This window comes from Streptomyces echinatus (assembly GCF_014203595.1).
Lineage (GTDB): Bacteria > Actinomycetota > Actinomycetes > Streptomycetales > Streptomycetaceae > Streptomyces > Streptomyces echinatus.
Genome location: NZ_JACHJK010000006.1, coordinates 19197 through 36995, shown reverse-complemented (window position 1 = coordinate 36995; position 17799 = coordinate 19197). Strand labels below are relative to the sequence as shown.

Annotated in this window: 13 protein-coding genes; 8 read left to right on the top strand and 5 right to left on the bottom strand. The window is 74.3% G+C overall.

Annotation, left to right across the window (positions count from 1 at the left end):
- Positions 1–36: 36 nt before the first annotated feature.
- The 6 genes from FHS34_RS17940 to FHS34_RS17915 all read left to right on the top strand — a co-directional run bounded on the left by FHS34_RS17940 (position 37) and on the right by FHS34_RS17915 (position 7775).
- Positions 37–1575, top strand: coding sequence for an amino acid permease (locus FHS34_RS17940; RefSeq protein WP_184966457.1), 1539 nt, complete (start codon positions 37–39; stop codon positions 1573–1575).
- A 186-nt stretch (positions 1576–1761) separates the two neighbouring features.
- Positions 1762–2856 carry a mechanosensitive ion channel family protein gene (locus FHS34_RS17935; protein ID WP_184966455.1) on the top strand — a complete coding sequence of 365 codons (1095 nt, stop codon included), beginning with the start codon at positions 1762–1764 and terminating at the stop codon, positions 2854–2856.
- Between the two features lie 207 nt (positions 2857–3063).
- Positions 3064–3981 carry a restriction endonuclease gene (locus tag FHS34_RS17930; RefSeq protein ID WP_372478581.1) on the top strand — a complete coding sequence of 306 codons (918 nt, stop codon included), beginning with the start codon at positions 3064–3066 and terminating at the stop codon, positions 3979–3981.
- Between the two features lie 67 nt (positions 3982–4048).
- On the top strand, positions 4049–4519 hold the full coding sequence (locus FHS34_RS17925) for a DUF4186 domain-containing protein (protein WP_184966453.1): 471 nt from the start codon (positions 4049–4051) through the stop codon (positions 4517–4519).
- 37 nt (positions 4520–4556) lie between these two features.
- On the top strand, positions 4557–6776 hold the full coding sequence (locus FHS34_RS17920; RefSeq protein ID WP_184966451.1) for an NADP-dependent isocitrate dehydrogenase: 2220 nt from the start codon (positions 4557–4559) through the stop codon (positions 6774–6776).
- Positions 6777–6983: 207 nt separating this feature from the next.
- Positions 6984–7775, top strand: a complete 792-nt coding sequence (locus tag FHS34_RS17915; RefSeq protein WP_184967186.1) for an N-formylglutamate amidohydrolase — start codon at positions 6984–6986, stop codon at positions 7773–7775.
- Positions 7776–7810: 35 nt separating this feature from the next.
- Here FHS34_RS17915 and FHS34_RS17910 read toward each other — a convergent pair whose 3' ends face one another.
- From FHS34_RS17910 to FHS34_RS17900, 3 genes are read right to left on the bottom strand one after another with little or no spacing between them, the layout of a single operon-like run.
- The gene (locus FHS34_RS17910; RefSeq protein WP_184966449.1) at positions 7811–8299 is read right to left on the bottom strand and encodes a hypothetical protein; all 489 of its coding nucleotides are present in this window, start codon (positions 8297–8299) and stop codon (positions 7811–7813) included.
- On the bottom strand, positions 8296–8934 hold the full coding sequence (locus tag FHS34_RS17905) for an RNA polymerase sigma factor (protein WP_184966447.1): 639 nt from the start codon (positions 8932–8934) through the stop codon (positions 8296–8298). Before FHS34_RS17905 ends, FHS34_RS17910 begins: the two co-directional genes overlap by 4 nt.
- A complete protein-coding gene (locus FHS34_RS17900; protein ID WP_184966445.1) occupies positions 8931–10355 on the bottom strand; it encodes a S8/S53 family peptidase in 1425 nt (474 codons plus the stop codon). Before FHS34_RS17900 ends, FHS34_RS17905 begins: the two co-directional genes overlap by 4 nt.
- Positions 10356–10430: 75 nt before the next feature.
- On the opposite strand from FHS34_RS17900, the gene FHS34_RS17895 reads away from it, so the two are divergent.
- The gene (locus tag FHS34_RS17895) at positions 10431–13043 is read left to right on the top strand and encodes a CHAT domain-containing protein (RefSeq protein ID WP_221509107.1); all 2613 of its coding nucleotides are present in this window, start codon (positions 10431–10433) and stop codon (positions 13041–13043) included.
- Positions 13044–13233: 190 nt separating this feature from the next.
- Here FHS34_RS17895 and FHS34_RS17890 read toward each other — a convergent pair whose 3' ends face one another.
- Positions 13234–14973 (bottom strand): LuxR family transcriptional regulator AbsR2, encoded by a 1740-nt coding sequence (locus FHS34_RS17890; protein ID WP_184966441.1) that lies wholly within the window; start codon positions 14971–14973, stop codon positions 13234–13236.
- A 95-nt stretch (positions 14974–15068) separates the two neighbouring features.
- Here FHS34_RS17890 and absR1 point away from each other — a divergent pair, with 95 nt between their 5' ends.
- Positions 15069–16154 carry a beta-glucuronidase AbsR1 gene (gene absR1 / locus FHS34_RS17885; protein WP_184966439.1) on the top strand — a complete coding sequence of 362 codons (1086 nt, stop codon included), beginning with the start codon at positions 15069–15071 and terminating at the stop codon, positions 16152–16154.
- Between the two features lie 250 nt (positions 16155–16404).
- Here absR1 and FHS34_RS17880 read toward each other — a convergent pair whose 3' ends face one another.
- Positions 16405–17781 (bottom strand): NtaA/DmoA family FMN-dependent monooxygenase, encoded by a 1377-nt coding sequence (locus FHS34_RS17880; RefSeq protein ID WP_184966437.1) that lies wholly within the window; start codon positions 17779–17781, stop codon positions 16405–16407.
- Positions 17782–17799: the final 18 nt, after the last annotated feature.

The window sequence follows — 17799 nt, the reverse complement described above, 5'->3', positions numbered from 1 at the left end:
CTGTCTCGACAACCGCCCGATCCCGGAGGTCCCCGCGTGTCCCCCACCCCCGATCCCTCGCCCGCCCCCTCCCCCGGTCTGCCGCAGCAGGACGAGGAACAGCGCCTGCGCGAACTGGGCTACCGGCCGGTGCTGGCCCGCCGCATGGGCGGCTTCGGCAACTTCGCCATCAGCTTCTCGGTGATCTCGATCCTGTCCGGCTGCATGACCCTGTACGGCTTCGGCCTGGCCACCGGCGGCCCCGCCGTGATGCTGTGGGGCTGGGCCGGCGTCGGCCTGTTCGTGCTGTGCGTCGGGCTCGCGCTCGCCGAGGTCACCAGCGCCTATCCGACCTCCGGCGCCCTGTACTACATGGCCGACCGGCTCGGCGGCCGCCGCTGGGGCTGGTACACGGGCTGGCTGAATCTGCTCGGACTGCTCGGCGCGATCGCCGGCATCGACTACGGCGCGGCCCTGTTCGCCGGCGCGTTCGCCAACATCCAGTGGGGCTTCGAGCCGACGCCCGGCAGGACCATGCTGATCTTCTGCGCCATCCTGCTGCTGCACGCGGTGCTGAACCTGTTCGGCGTCCGCCTGGTGAGCCTGCTCAACTCGGTCAGCGTGTGGTGGCACCTGGCGGGCGTCGCGCTGATCGTCGGCGTGCTGGCGATCGTCCCCGACCACCACCGCTCGCCGTCGTTCGTGTTCACCGAGTTCGTCAACGAGACTGGCTGGGACAACCCGTTGTACGTGGCCGCGATCGGCCTGCTCCTGGCCCAGTACACGTTCTCCGGCTACGACGCCTCCGCGCACCTGTCGGAGGAGACCTCGCACGCCTCGGTGGCGGCGTCCCGCGGCATCGTCCGCGCCATCTGGGTGTCCTGGATCGCGGGGTTCGTGCTGCTGGCCGGACTCACCTTCGCCATCCAGGACTACGACACCACGCGCACCACGGACACCGGTGTGCCGCCCGCCCAGATCATGCTCGACGGTCTCGGCACCGACGGCGCCAGCGCGCTGCTCCTCGTGGTCATCATCGCCCAGCTGTTCTGCGGCAACGCCGAGGTGGCCGCGGCCAGCCGGATGGTGTTCGCGTTCAGCCGGGACGGGGCGCTGCCCGGCTCGCACCTGTGGCGCAAGGTGAGCGGCCGCACCCAGACCCCGGTCGCCGCCGTCTGGCTGGCCGTCGTCGTGGCGGGCGTCCTCGCCCTGCCGTCGCTGTACTCGGCGACGGCGTACAACGCGGTGACCGCCATCAACGTCATCGGCATCACCCCCGCCTACGCGATCCCCGTCTTCCTCCGGCTGCGCGCGGGCGACCGTTTCCAGCCGGGGCCGTGGCATCTGGGCCGCTGGAGCAGGCCGATCGGCTGGATCGCGGTCGGCTGGGTGGCGTGCGTGACGGTGCTGTTCTGCCTGCCGCAGGCGTCACCGGTCACGGTCGACACGATGAACTACGCCTCCATCGCCCTCGCCGTGGTCCTCGTCCTCGCCAGCGTCTGGTGGTACGTCGCCCGCCGGTCGTACGGCACCCCCACCACCGCCGCGTACGGCAGCGACCGTGACCAGGCGGAACTCGCCGAGGGCATCGTCTGAACCACTGCCCGAAGCCGCCGGACCCGGTAAGAACTGGTGTGCCGGATACGGCAGGATGAACGAGCGCGCCGGTCACCGGAGTTCCGGGGCCGGCGCGGTCGCACATCCCGGACATCGAGCAGGTGACTAAGTGACGAGACTTCACGACCGGCCTCCCGCAGTGGCAGCGCGCCCCGGAGGTGACCGGTGAACCGCTCGCTGACCCTGGACGACCTCGTCCTCGCCGGCATCGCCCTGGGAGCGGGCCTGGTGCTCGCCTTCATGTCGCGCACGCTGCTGCGCTGGCTCGCGGGGCACGCCAAGCGGACCCGCTGGAGCGGAGACGACGTCATCGTGGACGCGCTGCGCTCGGTGGTCCCCTGGGCGGCGATCGCGGGCGGCGCCTCGGCGGCCGCGGCGGTGCTGCCGCTGACCCGTTCCGTCCAGCACCACACCAACGAGGTGCTCCGGGTCTGGCTGATCGTCGTGGTGACGTTCTCCGCGGCGCGGGTGATCGCCGGCCTGGTCCGCTCGGTCACGCAGTCCCGCTCGGGGGTTGCGGGTTCGGCGACCATCTTCGTCAACATCACCCGTGTGCTCGTGCTGGCGATCGGCTTCCTGGTCGTCCTGCAGACCCTCGGCATCTCGATCGCGCCGCTGCTCACCGCCCTGGGCGTCGGCGGTCTGGCGGTCGCCCTGGCCCTGCAGGACACGCTCGCCAACCTCTTCGCCGGCATCCACATCCTCGCCTCCAAGACCGTCCAGCCGGGTGACTACATCCGGCTCAGCAGCGGGGAGGAGGGCTATGTCGTGGACATCAACTGGCGGCAGACGACCGTCCGCGCGCTCTCCAACAACCTGGTGGTCATCCCCAACGGCCAGCTCGCCAAGGCCAATATGACCAACTACACGCGCCCCGAGCAGGAACTGACCGTGCTGGTGCAGGTGGGCGTGAGCTACGACTCCGACCTGGAGCACGTCGAGCGGGTGACCGCGGAGGTGGTCACGGAGGTCATGACGGACGTCACCGGCGCGGTCCCCGAGCACGAGCCCGCCATCCGCTTCCACACCTTCGGCGACTCCCGGATCGGCTTCACGGTGATCCTCGGCGTGGGCGAGTTCAGCGACCAGTACCGGATCAAGCACGAGTTCATCAAGCGCCTGCACCGCCGCTACCGCGCGGAGGGCATCCGCATCCCGGCCCCCACCCGCACCGTGGCGCTCCAGCAGGGGTCGGTGGTGATCCCGCAGCAGCGGAGCGGGGAGGACGTCACCCACGTCGACCCGGCGGTCGCCGACTAGGCGGGGGCGTCGACCGGGCGGGGGCGCCGACCGAACGGGGCGCCGGGGGCCGTGGGCGGACGGGTGCACGCACCTGCCGGCGCGGCCCGCCGCCGCCCCCTCCACGGGCCGTCCGCGCACCGGTGCGGCGCAGGCGCCGGACACGTCCGGCGCCGCGCCGTGCGGAAGTCGGGCACGGACCCGGGAGAGCGCCCGGTGATCTTGGGCATGCGTAGTCGGGAGATCTTCGACCTCGTCGACCTGGAGGTGGCCCGCATGACCGTTCCCGTGCACCGGGACCGATGGACGCAGCGCAGGGGGCGCTTCGATCTGCGCACCACCGCGATGTTCTTCCTCCTCCTCGCGGTCCTCCTGTGCGTCCTCGCGTTCGTGGCGCGTACGGCGGCGGGGATCGTCGAACGCCGCCCGGTCTGGGCCGTCGTGCTGGCGATACTCGGCCTGGCCGGAGCTCTGAGGTTCCGGTCGAGGTGGCACCGCCTGTCCGCCGGGGGATGCGCCCGCCGGGCCGCCCGGGCGCTTCAGGCGGCGGCCGAGACGGCGTCCGCCGGGCTGGACGCCGCGGTCCCTCACGACGCGGCCGGCCCCGCCGTACGGACCGGCGCGCCGGACCGGCCGTTCGGCGACCCGGTGCCTGCGGGCCCCGGGTGGGGCGTGGACGGGCCCGCTCCGGAACCGGCGCCGACCGTCACCGTACCCCTGGACACGTGCGGTGAGGATCACCCTGGGACCGGCTGGGCCGGGCTCGACCCCGACGGTTTCGAGCAGGCGGTGGCCGAGCTGTGCGTCCGTGACGACTGCCGGGAGGCGGAGGTGGTGGGAGGCGCCGGCGACCTGGGAGCGGACGTCGTCGCGGTCGCCCCGGACGGGCGGCGCGTGGTCATCCAGTGCAAGTACTACGGTGAGGACCACAAGGTCGGCTCCCAGGACGTACAGCGCTTCGGCGGGACCTGCTTCACCATCCACGAGGCGGACGTCGCGGCCGTCGTCACCACGAGCGACTTCACGGAACCCGCTCTCGAGTACGCCCGTCAGTGCGGGATCGTCTGCGTGAACGGCGACGATCTGAACGCCTGGCACCGGGGCACGGGGCCGAGCCCCTGGCACCGGCCGGACGCCGGCTCCTGACCTCGGGAGCCCACGGCGCGCCCACCCCGGCCGTCGCCCGCGCCCGGCGGGCTACGCTCGAAGGAGCATGACTTCCTCCCCCTCTCCCGACCCCGCCCCCGACGCGCCCGGCCGTCCGGCCACCGATCCCCGCGCTCTCGACCAGCGGCTCGACGCGATCGCCCGGCAGCCGTTCCGGGCGAAGTTCCACCTGCGCGGGCGGGACCGGGCGACCGCCGAGCTGAAGGGGCCGGCCACCATCCGGTGGCACGCCTACGACCTGATCGCCCGGCGGCTGGCGCCGGCCGAGCCGTACAAGGACGGCAAGCAGACGCCCTACCGCGGCCACCCGGTCTTCGTGGCCCAGCACGCGACGGCCACCTGCTGCCGGGGCTGCCTGCGGCGCTGGCACGGCGTACCGAAGGGGCGGGAGCTGACCCGGGCCGAGCACATCTACGTGGTGGACGTCATCTGCCGCTGGATCGCGCGCGAGATGACGTCCGGCACATTTTCCGGCCAGGACCCCTGTCGAGCCGACCCCGATCACGAGATATCTTGATGTCGAGCAATGTTGCAGACGTGGAGCGGAGCACCCGGTGACTGACTCGACCATCATCTACACCTACACAGACGAGGCCCCGGCCCTGGCGACGCATTCGTTCCTGCCGGTGATCCAGGCGTACGCCTCGCAGGCCGGTGTGCCCGTGACGACCCGGGACATCTCGCTGGCCGGGCGCATCATCGCCGTCTTCCCGGAGTACCTGAACGAGGACCAGCGCATCCCGGACGCGCTGACCGAGCTGGGCGAGCTGGCCAAGACCCCCGCGGCCAACATCATCAAGCTGCCGAACATCTCGGCGTCCATCCCGCAGCTGAAGGCCGCCGTCGCCGAGCTCCAGGGCAAGGGCTACGCGCTGCCGGACTACCCGGACGACCCGAAGACCGACGAGGAGCGCGAGATCCGCGCCCGCTACGACAAGATCAAGGGCTCCGCCGTCAACCCGGTGCTGCGTGAGGGCAACTCCGACCGCCGCGCCCCGGCCTCGGTGAAGAACTACGCCAAGACCCACCCGCACCGCATGGGCGCCTGGACCGGTGAGTCCAAGACCGACGTGGCGACCATGGGCGAGAACGACTTCCGCTCCACCGAGAAGTCCGTGGTGATCGCCGAGGCCGGCACGCTGAGGATCGAGCTGGTCGGCGAGGACGGCACCACCACCGTCCTGAAGGAGTCCGTGCCGGTCCGCGCGGGCGAGGTCGTCGACGCCTCCGTCATGCACGTCGCCGAGCTGGAGCAGTTCCTCGCCGCGCAGGTCGCCCGCGCCAAGCAGGAGGGCGTCCTGTTCTCCGTGCACCTGAAGGCCACGATGATGAAGGTCTCCGACCCGATCATCTTCGGTCACGTGGTGCGCGCCTTCTTCCCGAAGACGTTCGCGAAGTACGGCCAGACGCTCAAGGCGGCCGGCCTCACCCCGAACGACGGCCTCGGCGGCATCCTCAAGGGCCTGGAGAACCTGCCCGAGGGCGCCGAGATCAAGGCCTCCTTCGAGGCCGAGATCGCCGAGGGCCCGGCCCTGGCAATGGTCGACTCCGACAAGGGCATCACCAACCTCCACGTCCCGTCGGACGTCATCATCGACGCCTCGATGCCGGCGATGATCCGCACCTCCGGTCACATGTGGGGCCCGGACGGCCAGGAGCACGACGCCCTCGCCGTCATCCCGGACTCCTCCTACGCCGGTGTGTACCAGGCCGTCATCGACGACTGCCGGGCCCACGGCGCCTACGACCCCTCCACCATGGGCTCGGTGCCGAACGTCGGTCTGATGGCGCAGAAGGCCGAGGAGTACGGCTCCCACGACAAGACCTTCGAGCTGGCCACGGCCGGCACGGTCCGGGTGGTCGACGCCGCGGGCGACGTGCTGATCGAGCAGCCGGTCGCCGCCGGCGACATCTTCCGCGCCTGCCAGACCAAGGACGACCCGATCCGCGACTGGGTCAAGCTGGCCGTCACCCGCGCCCGCGCCACCGGCGACCCGGCCGTGTTCTGGCTGGACGAGAACCGCGCCCACGACGCGCAGCTCATCGCCAAGGTCCGGCAGTACCTGCCGGAGCACGACACCGAGGGCCTGGACATCCGGATCCTGTCCCCGGTCGAGGCCACCAAGCTGTCGGTGGAGCGCATCCGCCGCGGCGAGAACACCATCTCGGTGACCGGCAACGTGCTGCGTGACTACCTGACCGACCTCTTCCCCATCCTGGAGCTGGGCACCAGCGCCAAGATGCTGTCGGTCGTCCCGCTGATGGCCGGCGGCGGCCTGTTCGAGACGGGCGCCGGCGGCTCCGCGCCGAAGCACGTCCAGCAGCTGGTCAAGGAGAACTACCTGCGCTGGGACTCCCTGGGCGAGTTCTTCGCGCTCGTCCCGTCCTTCGAGCAGTTCGCGGCGGCCACCGGCAACACCCGCGCCAAGGTCCTCGCCGACACCCTCGACCGCGCCACGGCGACCTTCCTCAACGAGGACAAGTCCCCGACCCGTCGCGTCGGCGGCATCGACAACCGCGGCAGCCACTTCTACCTGTCCCTGTACTGGGCGCAGGAGCTGGCGCGGCAGACCGACGACGCCGACCTGGCGAAGGCCTTCGCGCCGCTCGCCGAGGTGCTCGCCGCGAACGAGGCGAAGATCGTGGACGAGCTGAACGCCGTCCAGGGCAAGCCGGCCGACATCGGCGGCTACTACCAGGTCGACAAGGCCAAGGCGGACGCGGTCATGCGCCCGTCGGCCACCTGGAACGAGGCGCTGGCGTCCCTGAGCTGACACCCGCGTCCCGGCGGTCCCCCGAGGCCCGCCGGTCCCTGACGGCTCCGCCCCGGTCGGCACCGCCCGGCCGGGGCGGAGCCGTTCGCGGGGGCGGCTCGCCCGCCCCGCTCCCGGGCGGCCGGCGGCCGGGTACCCGCCCCGTTGTCAGTGCCGTGTGGCAGCTTGATCGTGCACACCCTCACCGACGACACCCCGGAGCAGCCCGTGACCGAGTCCGCCCCTTCGTTCGAACTCCTTCCCGGTGCCGCCGAGTCGCCGGTGCTGCTGCATGTGCCGCACTCGGCCCGGGCGATACCCGGGGACGTACGCGACGGCATCGTGCTGGACGACGCCGCGCTGGAGCGGGAGCTGGACCACATCACGGACGCCCACACCGCCGAGATCGCCGGGCGGGCCGCCGAGCTGGCGGGGCTCGCGCCCTGGCGGTTCGTGAACCGGCTGTCGCGGCTGGTCGTGGACCCGGAGCGGTTCCCGGACGAGCGGGAGGAGATGGCGGCCGTCGGCATGGGCGCCGTGTACACGCGGACGACGCACCGCGGGGAGCTGCGGCCCGCCGGCGCCGACCCGGAGCCGCTGCTCGCCCGCTGGTTCCGGCCGTACGCCGCGGCCATGACGGAGGCGGTGGCCGGACGGCTGGCCGCGACGGGGCGCGCCGTCATCATCGACGTGCACTCGTACCCGTCCGAGCCGCTCCCCTACGAACTGCACGGCGCCGGGCCGCGCCCGCCGGTGTGCCTGGGCACGGACGCCTTCCACACCCCGGCGGAGCTGACCGAGGCCGCCCGCAAGGCGTTCGCCGGGTGCGGGGAGACCGGGCTGGACAGCCCGTTCGCCGGGACGTACGTGCCGCTGGAGTTCTACGGCACAAACACCCGTGTCGGCGCGCTCATGGTGGAGATCCGGCGGGACACCTACATGACCGAGCCGGGCGGCCCCGCCGGACCGGGGCTCGAACGGCTCGCCACCGCGCTGGCCGCGCTGGTCGACGCCCTGTAGCCGCCGGGCCGGCGGGATCCGGCCGGCGGGTGGGCTCAGGCCCGGAGCCACTCGGTGACGATCACCTCCGCGCCGGTGCGCAGCCGCAGGGCGAACGGGCCGGCCGGCGGGGTGTCGCTGGTGAACCGGCCGAGGGTGTCGGCGGTGACCGGGCGGGCGGCACCCGGACCGCCGAGCACCTCGATCCGTACCGACTGCGGCGGCAGCACCTGACCGATCAGCCCGTCCCCGGTGACCTCCACGTCGACGGTCACCTCGCCCGAGCGGAACGTCAGCATGCGCGGCGCGTCCACGACCCCCCTGACCGGCAGCGCGTCCACGACCGAGTCGAAGGTCAGCTCGGCGAGCCGGGCGTCCAGGTCGTGCAGCACGAAGGCGTCCAGGACCGTCTGCACCAGCTCGGCCGGGACGGGGTCCAGGACGGCGGCGGCCTGACGCAGCTCCTCCTCCAGCAGCGCGTCCGCGAACGCGTCCTGGTCCGGGCCCGGTTCCCCGGCCGTCCCGTTCTCGTCGTCCGCGTTCACACCGCACCCCGCGCGTCCATCCGGGCCCGCAGCCGGCGCAGACAGCGCTGGCGCAGCGGGCCGATGCTGCCGACCGCGATGCCGAGCGCGGCCGAGATCTCCCCGTAGCTGGGCGGCGGCGAGGCCATCAGCACGCGCAGCAGCTGCCGGCAGCGCTCGCCCAGTCCGTCCAGCTCCTGCCACAGCCGGCGGACCCGCTCGGCCCGGTCCGCCGCGTCCTCCGAGTCGATCAGCGTCTCCTCGGGCGTCCGGTCCTCACTGGGCCGGTCCAGCACCCTCGGATCGTCCGTCGGGGTCAGCCGGGCCAGGCCCCTGAGTACCTTCAGGCACTCGTGGCGGGCCGTACTCGCCAGCCAGGCACCGGCCTTGTCGGGTTCCCGTATCCGGCCCAGGTGCTGGGCGAAGCGGAACCAGACGGTCTGGAAGACCTCGTGCCCGTCGGCGTCCGAGAGCCGGTGTGCGCGCACCACCGACCACACCAGGGGACTCATCCCTTCCACCAGCGCCTTCCAGGCCGCGGCGTCCCCGTCGACGGCGGACTGGACCAACGCGCCGACCTCTGTTCGGTCCACGGCTCCACCCCTTGTGTACGGCACGTCATCGTACGCCGTGGAGTGGAGGGTTCCGGACCTCATGCGGGCTGAGCCGCGACGACGGCCGGCACGGGGCGCCAGGTGGGCGGACGCAGCACCGGGACGTGCGCCCCGCGCACCTCGGCCCGGTCCGTGGTGGCCGCCAGCAGGCCGGCGCCCGCCGCCCGCGGGTCGCGCTCCCGGTACGCCGTCATCCGGGCGGCGACGAGGCCCGCGGCCACCGGGGTGGCGAACGAGGTGCCGCTCCACTGCGCGAGTCCGTCGAACATCACCTGGTCCGGCTTGGCGCCGGTGCTCTCCCGGCCCTCGCTCAAGGCGCCGGTGTGGCGCGGGTACTGGCAGGTGCAGGCGTAGTCGGCGCCGAACCGGCAGCTGTCGTAGGTGGAGTGCTGGTAGACGTACGGCACGGGCGCGGTGAACCCGGTGAGGGCGCTGGTGAGGCGCTCGCCGGGGGCGTGGACCCGCACCCAGGGGCCGTGGTTGGTGAAGCAGGCCGCCCCCTCGCCGTCGGCGCGCAGGGCGCCCACCGACAGCACGCTGTCGGCGAACTCGGGCAGGCCTGCGTAGGCGGCGGGCCAGAACGGGGTGTCGCTGCCGTTGTTGCCCGCGGCGGCCACCAGCAGGGTGTGCCGGTCGCGCAGTTCCCGCATGAACGCGTCCAGGCCGATCAGGCCGTCGGTGTCGGCGCTGGGGGTGCCCGCGGACAGGCTGATGATGTCCGGCCAGCCGTCCCGGTCGACCGCTTCGAAGAGCAGGGCGCCGAACTCGGACTCCAGGACGGCACCGGCGTCGTTGAGGGTGCCCCGGACGGTGATGTCGGTGTTGGGCGCGACGGCCGCGAGGAGCCCGGCGATGAACGTGCCGTGGCCGACGTACTGGCGGAGCACTCCGTCGCCGTCGGTCTCGGTCAGCTGGGCGTCGCCGGTGGTGTGGGCGAGCAGCGGGCAGGAGCGGTGGTCGTGCACCAGGCCGGTGTCGACCACCAGGACGCCGACCGCGGTGGCCGGGTCGTAACTCCCCTCGGCGGTGCCCGGGTTGGCGGTACCGGTGCGCGGGACGGGCACCGGCTCGTCGCCGGGGCAGGCGTTGACCGCGATGTGCAGCACGTGGTTGCGCCCCGCCAGCCTGCGTCCCCGGCGGCCCTCGGCCTCCCGTACGGCGCGCAGGGCGTGCGGCACCGTGTCCTCGCCCTCCGCCGGGTCGCCGACCCGGATCCGGGTCACGCCGGTGCGGCCGGCCTGCGGGCCCACACGGCGCACATGGTCGGGGACGAGCCCCGCGGTCTCGGTGAAGTGGCCGCGCACGGCGTCCTCGACGAACCGGGCCTCCTCGCCGTCCCGGACGAGCACGACACCCTTCTCGTAGAGGTGTCCCGCGGCGTCGTCCGGTCCCATGGTCAACGGGACGTCCGGCAGAGAGCGCTGGATGTGGTGGAACTGCTCGTGGAATCGCTGTGGCGCCATGCGTGTCCTCCCCCTGGAGACGGTGTGCGACAGTGAGAGCCGCGGGGCCGCCGTCTGATACAGCAGGCCACTACCATGCGAGACGTGACAGCGGGAAGCGAGCCGGTTCTCGAACTGCTGCCCATGGTGTTCGCCGATCCGGGCGAGGCCCGGGCACGCGCGGAACACGTCCTGCGTACCGGCCCGTCCCCGCTGCACGCCAGCGTGGCCCACCAGGTGCTCGGCATCTGGCAGCGCGACTTCGGCGATCTGCGCGTCGCGCTCCGGCATCTGCGGCGGGCCCGGGACCTGGCCGCCCGCGCCGAGTCGGCCGACCGGGAGGCCGATGTGCTCGCGACCCTGGGGGTCGCACTGGTGCACGCGGGGCGCACACGGCAGGGGCTCGCCTCCTTCGAGCGGGGGGTCGCCCGGGGCGGCGGTCACACCCGGGCCCGGGTGCTGTACCGGCGGGCCTATGTGTGGTGGGTGCTGGGGCGGCACCGGGAGGCGCTGGAGGACGTGCGGCGGGCGCTTCCGGTGCTGCGGCAGCTGGCCGACGACATCTGGACCGCGCGGGCGCTGACCCTGCGGGCCACCGTGCACCTGGCGCTCGGCGCGGTGGACCGGGCGGTCGCCGACTTCACGGCGGCGGAACGGCTGTGGGACACCACCGGCCAGGAGCACGACAAGGCCGACGCGGTGGAGAGCCGGGGCCTCGCCGCGTTCCGGTCGGGGGACGTGCCGGCCGCGCTGCGGCTGCTGGACGAGGCCGAGGAGCGCTACGCCAAGCTGGGCACCCCCACTTACAACCTGTCGATCCGGCGCTGCGAGGTGCTGATGGCGGCGGGGCTCGCCCCGGAGGCGCTGGCCGAGGCGGACGCCGCGATCACCCTGCTGGACCGGATCGGCGGGCAGTCCACCCGCAAGGCCGAGCTGCTGCTGGCCGCCTCGTGGGCCGCCCGCTCGGCGGGGGACGCGCACACCGCCATCGCCCGCGCCGCCCTCGCGGTACGGCTGTTCGCGGCGCAGCGCCGGACGTGGTGGGAGACGCACGCCCGGCTGGTGCTGATCGAGGCGCGGACGGCGGCCGGACGCCGGTCGGGGCGGATGGTGGCGGACGCCGCGGCGGTGGCCGAGCGGCTGGCCTCCTTCGGCTCGCCCGCCGCGCCGGAGGCCTCGCTGCTCGCCGGCCGGATCGCGCTGGCACTGGGCTGGACGGCGGACGCGGAACGGCACTTGGCGGTGGCCGCCCGCAGCCGGCACTGCGGGCCCGCGCCGGCCCGGGTGACCGGCTGGGCGGCCCAGGCGCTGCGGGCGCGGGCGGCCGGTTCCCGGCGGGGTGTGCTGGAGGCGTGCCGGCGCGGCCTGGACGTGCTGGACGACCACCGGATGACGCTGGGCGCCTCGGAGCTGCGGGCCCACGCGAGCGCGCAGGGCGCCGAACTGGCCGCGCTGGCCCAGGAGGTGAGCCTCGCCCAGGGCAGTCCGCGACGGCTGCTGGGCTGGAGCGAGCGGTGGCGGGCGACCGTGCTGACCGCACCGCCGACCCGGCCGCCCGACGATCCGGCGCTGCTGAGCGGGCTGACCGCCTACCGGGAGATCGCGGCCCGGGCGGAGGCCGCCCGGATGGACGGCCGCCCGGTGCCCGCGCTGGAGCGCGAGCGGCGGCGCCTGGAACGGGAGATCCGTTCCCGTACCCGGCACATGGGCGGGGCCGCCGGTGACACCGGGGACCGGTTCGACGTGGGCCGGCTGCTGGACCGGCTCGGTGACGTGCGGCTGCTCGAACTGGCCGTGGTGGACGGCCGGGTGCACGTACTGCTGTGCGGGCAGGGCAGGGTACGGCGGTTCGCCGGCGGTTCGCTGGCGGAGGCGGTGGCGGAGGCCGAGCATGTGCAGGCGGGGCTGCGCCGGCTCGCCCACCCGGGGGCCGAGGCACGGCTGCCGCTGGTGGAGGCGGCCGGCCGGCGGCTGCAGGAGCTGCTGCTGGCCGGGGCGGTGCCGCGGCTCGGCCCGGGCCCGGTGGTGATCGTGCCGCCGGGGGCGCTGCACCGGGTGCCGTGGGCGCTGCTGCCCGCGCTGCGGGAGCGGGTGCTCAGTGTGTCTCCGTCGGCGAGCAGCTGGCTGCGCGCCCGGGAGACGGCGCCGCCGCCGGCCGGCCGGCCGGTCCTGGTGCGCGGCCCCGGCCTGGCGACGGGCGGCGCGGAGGTGCCCGGACTGGCCGACCGGTACGGCACGGCGACGGTCCTGGAGGGCGACGACGCCCAGGTGCCCCGGGTGCTGGCGGAACTCGACGGCGCGAGTCTCGCACACCTCGCGGCGCACGGTACGTTCCGCGCGGACAGCCCCCTGTTCTCCGCCCTGCGGATGGCCGACGGACCGCTGATCGTGCACGACTTCGAGCGGCTGGCCCGCAGCCCGTACCGGATCATCCTGTCCAGCTGTGACACCGCCCGTCTCGCCTCGGTCGGCGCGGACGAACTCCTCGGCCTGGTGACGGCGTTGCTGCCGCTGGGCACGGCCGGGGTGGTGGCGAGCAGCGCACCGGTGAACGACGCGGCCGTGGTGCCGCTGATGCTCGCGCTGCACAAGGGCCTCGGCGCGGGCCTCTCCCTGGCCGAGGCCCTCCGCGACGCCCGCGCGGCCCTGCCCGGCGACGCGGTCCACCAGGCGACGGGCTGGGCGTTCGCGGCGTTCGGGGCGGCGTGAGGACGGATCCGGCACGGCCGACGGCACCGGAACGAGGACACCCGAGCGAGCGGACGGTGTCCGGACGCGGGGCGCGGCAGCCGCGCGGCCGGCACCTGCCCGCGCCCGACGACCGGCCCGCGCCCGACGACCGGCCCGCGCCCGACGACCGGCCCGCCACCGGCGGCGGCCTGCCGGCGCCCTGCACCCGCTACGCCGTCTCCCGCTCGGGCGCGTCCACCAGCCAGGGCAGTGCTCCCCGGTCCCCCGTGCCGAGCCGCGTGTACGCGCTGTACAGGTGATTGCCGACGGTCCGCACGGACAGCGTGAGCTTCTCGGCGATCTCCCGATTGCTCAGACCCGCGGCCGCGAGAGCGACGATCTGCCGCTGCCGGACGGTGAGTTCACCGAGGACGAGCCCGGTCAGCGCCGGGGTGCGGGCCCCCTGGCAGCGGCGGGCCAGGGCGACGGCCCGGGTCCGGGACAGCCGCGCGGCGCGCGGATCCCGGTGCGCCCGCACGGCCTGCGCCCGCGCCTCCGCCGCGTACAGCAGGAAGCCCCGTTCGGCCAGCGCCTCCGCGGCCCGGTCCAGGGCGGCGCCGTCCCCGCGGGCCAGCGCGTCCGCGTGCCGGGCCAGCACACTGCCGGCCGGCAACCGGCCCGCCGCCCGCTCCGGCGCACCGAGGCGCACGGCCGCGTAGACGGAGTGGACGTCGTCCGGGTCACCGCCGCCGGCCGGCCGCCCTTCGGGCAGCTGTCCTTCGGCGAGGCGGAGTTCGGCCCGGCAGCCGGTGTCCGAGGGAGTCTCCCGCAGTCCCTCGCGGGCCCAGGCCGCCGCCTCCCGCAGCTCGCCCCGCAGGCGCGCGAACCGGGCGCGGACCCGGGCGTACCCGGCGGGCAGCGGGACGCCCTCCGCCACCAGCCACTCCCCCACCGGCGCCGGCACCGGCCGGACGTCGAACTGCTCCATCCGCCGGATCAGGGTGCGCTGTTCGACGGCGAGGGCGGGGCCGTGGGCGTCGACGGCACGGGCCAGGCGCCGGGCCCGCAGCGTGCCGGCCACGGCGCGCAGCGCGGCGCCGTGCAGGGGGTGGGCCAGGGTGACGCCCCCCTGGTCGTCGACGTGGATCAGGCCGTCCGCCTCCAGGGGTTCGAGGACGTCCGGTTCCAGCTCGTCCAGCGGCACGGGCAGGGGCTCGGCGAAGGCGAGGCGTTCGAGGGCGTCGCGTCCGCCCGGGCCGGACCGCTCCAGCGCGGGGGCGAGCCGCTCACGGACGGCCGGGGTGACCGGCAGCGGACCCCGCCAGGCCCGTTCGCCGGTGCCCGGCACGGGCGTCAGCCGGCCGGCCCCGGTGAGCGCGGCCACCAGATCGCGCAGCAGCCGCAGATCGCCCCGGCACGCCCGGTGCAGCCGGCCCACGGTGAGCGGCTCCAGCCCGGCGCCGGCCAGCAGCTGGGCGGTGTCCTCGCGGGACAGCGGGCCGAGGGCCAGCCGGGGCAGCAGCTCCCCGGTCCACAGCCGGGACACCGCGGCGGGCGCGGGCACGCCGTCCGTCGCGGCCACGACCAGTCGGGTGCGCCCGTGCACGGCCAGCTGGTGCACCAGGGCGGCGGAGGTCTCGTCCAGCAGCTGCGCGTCGTCCACCACGAGGACCCGCACGCCGGACAGCATGCGGACCGCGCGGGGCAGCGACACGGTGTCGGGAAGCAGGTGCGCGAACGCGGCGAGGGGCAGCTCCCGGGCCTCGGGCGTGCCGGTCACCCGGGCGTGGTCCGTGCCCCGGACCGCCTCCGTGATCAGCCGGGTCTTGCCGTGGCCCGCCGGGCCGGTCAGCACGATGCCGGGCCGGCCCGCGGCCGACGCACCGCGCACCAGCTCCAGTTCGTCCACCCGGCCGGTGAACGGCCAGGGCGACTCCAGGGTCTTCGCGTCCTGCTCGTAGGTCCTCACACCGTTCAGAGCACGCGTACTCAGTTCTGATACAGGGCGACTTGAGTAGCCCCCGACTCAGGCGTCCGGCCGTGGCGGGCGGGCAGGCTGGCCGCATGACCCGACGCCTCTGCTCGCTCCCGCGGCAGCCGGCCCCGGCCTTTGCCCCGGGGCTGACCGCCGAGCGGCAGGACGCGCTGCTCGCCGGGCGGCGGATGTGGGTCGACGGCACGGTGCTGCACTACTGCTTCCTGGACGCCCGCTCCGACGCGTCGGTCGTCCCGGTCCCCGGGACCGGGGAACCGCGCCGGGTGCCGTGGGCCGGCGGGGAGGAGCAGCGGGACGTGGTCCGCGGGTGCTTCGGCGAGTGGCAGGACCTGGGCATCGGCGTCACCTTCGCCGAGACCGGCGACCGCCACGAGGCGGAGCTGCGGATCGGGTTCCAGGCCGGTGCCGGCTCCTGGTCGGCGATCGGCCGGGACGCGCTGTCGGCCGGCCGGGGCGAACGCACCATGAACCTCGGCTGGGACGTGACCGGACCCGGGGAGCGGGGGGTGGTCCTGCACCAGATCGGGCACGCGCTCGGCATGGTGCACGAGCACCAGAGCCCGTTCGCCGGGCTGCACTGGGACGACGAGGCCGTGTACGCCGAGCTGGCGGGCCCGCCGAACTTCTGGAGCCGGGAGACGACGTACACGAACGTGCTGCGCCGGCTGGACGCCGGGGAGGCGGGCGGCCCGGTGTGGGATCCGCAGTCGGTCATGACGCTGCCGTTCGGACCGGGGCTGGTGCTGGAGCCGGAGCGGTACCGCGGGGGGCTGCGTCCGCCCGGCGCCCTGTCCCCGGCCGACAAGGAGTTCGCGCTCCGCTGGTACCCGCCCATGGGTCCGTCCGGTCCGGCCGCGCTGCTGCCGTTCCGGTCGGCGCCGCTCGGTCTCGGGGCGGGCGGGCAGGCCGACTTCGCCGTCGAGCCGCCGGAGACCCGCGCGTACACGGTGGGCACCTTCGGCGACGCCGACAGCGTGCTGGTGGTCTTCGAGGAGCGTGACGGGGAACCGCGCTTCCTCGCGGGACACGACGACGGCGGCACCCCGGACAACGCCGCCGTCCGCGTCCGGCTCGTCAGGGGCCGACGCTATGCCGTCCGGGTCCGCCTGTACTCCACGTGGGGTTCGGGAGAGACGGCGGTCATGTGCTGGTGACGGCACACGGACGGCGGGGGGCCACAGACCGGCGCCGGGGGAAAGGCCGCGGGCGTCACCCACGGGGGAGGTGACGCCCGCGGCCACGCCGCCGTTCCCGCGCCGTGCCCGGCCTGACCGGGCACGGCGCGGGTGCGTCGTGCCGGCCGTTCACCGGGGCACCGGATCACCGGCGCTGCCGCCGCGGAACACCCCGTGGCCCTGCGCGTCGCGGTCCCCCGGTCCTCGGGGGACGCCTGGAACGGCTCTCTCACGACGCGGCCCGCTCCGCGGGGGCGTCGGCGTCGGGGTGGGCGAGGCCCAGGTGGTCGCGCAGGGTGGTGCCCTCGTACTCGGTGCGGAACACGCCCTGTTCCTGGAGCAGCGGGACCACCTGGTCGGCGAACGCGTCCAGCCCGCCGGGGGTGATGTGGGGGACGAGGATGAAGCCGTCGGAGGCGTCGGCCTGCACGAAGTCGTTGATGGTCTGCGCGACGGTGGCCGGGGAGCCGACGAAGGATTGCCGGTTGCCGGTGTTGATGACCAGGTCGCGGATGGACCACTTGTTGGCCTCGGCGAGCTGCCGCCACTCGCGCGCGATGGCGACCGGGTCGCGGTACATCCGCACCTGGGCACGGCCCCGGGAGATGTGCTCCTCGGCGACCACCGGGTCGACGTCGGGCAGCGGGCCCTCGGGGTCGTACGCCGACAGGTCGCGGTTCCAGACGAACTCCAGGTGCTTGATGGCGGTGGCACCGCTGACCTGCTGGCGGCGGACGTCGCGGGCGAGTTCGGCGGCCTCCTGGTCGGTGTCGCCGAGGACGAAGGTCGCGGCGGGCAGGATGAGCAGCTGGTCGGGGCGGCGGCCGTACTTGGCGAGGCGGGACTTGACGTCCGTGTAGAACGCCTGGCCCTCCTTCAGCGTGGAGTAGCGGCTGAAGATCGCGTCGGCGCCGGAGGCGGCGAACTCGCGTCCCTCCTCGGAGTCGCCCGCTTGGAAGATCACGGGGCGGCCCTGCGGGGAGCGCGGGACGTTGAACCGGCCGTGGATGTCGAAGTGCTGTCCCTGGTGCACGAACGCCCCGGCCTTGGCGTCCCGGAGGAACGTGCCGGTGGCCTGGTCGGCGAGGATCTCGTCGCCGCGCCAGGAGTCGAACAGCTCGTGCGCGGTGGCGAGGAACTCCTTGGCGCGGGAGTAGCGCTCGTCCTGCGGCAGGAAGCCGCCGCGGCGAAAGTTCTCGCCGGTGAAGGCGTCCCAGGAGGTGACGACGTTCCAGGCGGAGCGGCCGTCGGAGAGGTGGTCCAGGCTCGCGAACTGGCGGGCCACCTCGTACGGCTCGTTGAACGTGGAGTTGATGGTGCCGGTCAGGCCGAGCCGCTCGGTGACGGCGGCCAGCGCGGCCAGCACGGTGAAGGTGTCGGGCCGGCCGACCACGTCCAGGTCGTAGATCGTGCCGCCCTGTTCGCGCAGCCGGAGTCCCTCGGCGAGGAACAGGAAGTCGAACTTGGCGCGTTCCGCGGTCCGCGCGAAGTGCGCGAAGGAACTGAACTCGATGTGGCTGCCGGCGGCCGGGTCGCTCCACACGGTGGTGTTGTTGACGCCGGGGAAGTGGGCGGCCAGGTGGATCTGCTTCAACGGCTTGCTCATGGCGTACGGTCGTCCTCT

Excerpts from the sequence above, each read along its gene's own strand:
- FHS34_RS17930 (WP_372478581.1), top strand. The coding sequence starts at position 3,064 with ATGCGTAGTCGGGAGATCTTCGACCTCGTCGACCTGGAGGTGGCCCGC.
- FHS34_RS17925 (WP_184966453.1), top strand. The coding sequence starts at position 4,049 with ATGACTTCCTCCCCCTCTCCCGACCCCGCCCCCGACGCGCCCGGCCGT.
- FHS34_RS17905 (WP_184966447.1), bottom strand. The coding sequence starts at position 8,934 with ATGAGGTCCGGAACCCTCCACTCCACGGCGTACGATGACGTGCCGTAC.
- FHS34_RS17900 (WP_184966445.1), bottom strand. The coding sequence starts at position 10,355 with ATGGCGCCACAGCGATTCCACGAGCAGTTCCACCACATCCAGCGCTCT.
- FHS34_RS17895 (WP_221509107.1), top strand. The coding sequence starts at position 10,431 with ATGCGAGACGTGACAGCGGGAAGCGAGCCGGTTCTCGAACTGCTGCCC.
- absR1 (WP_184966439.1), top strand. The coding sequence starts at position 15,069 with ATGACCCGACGCCTCTGCTCGCTCCCGCGGCAGCCGGCCCCGGCCTTT.
- FHS34_RS17880 (WP_184966437.1), bottom strand. The coding sequence starts at position 17,781 with ATGAGCAAGCCGTTGAAGCAGATCCACCTGGCCGCCCACTTCCCCGGC.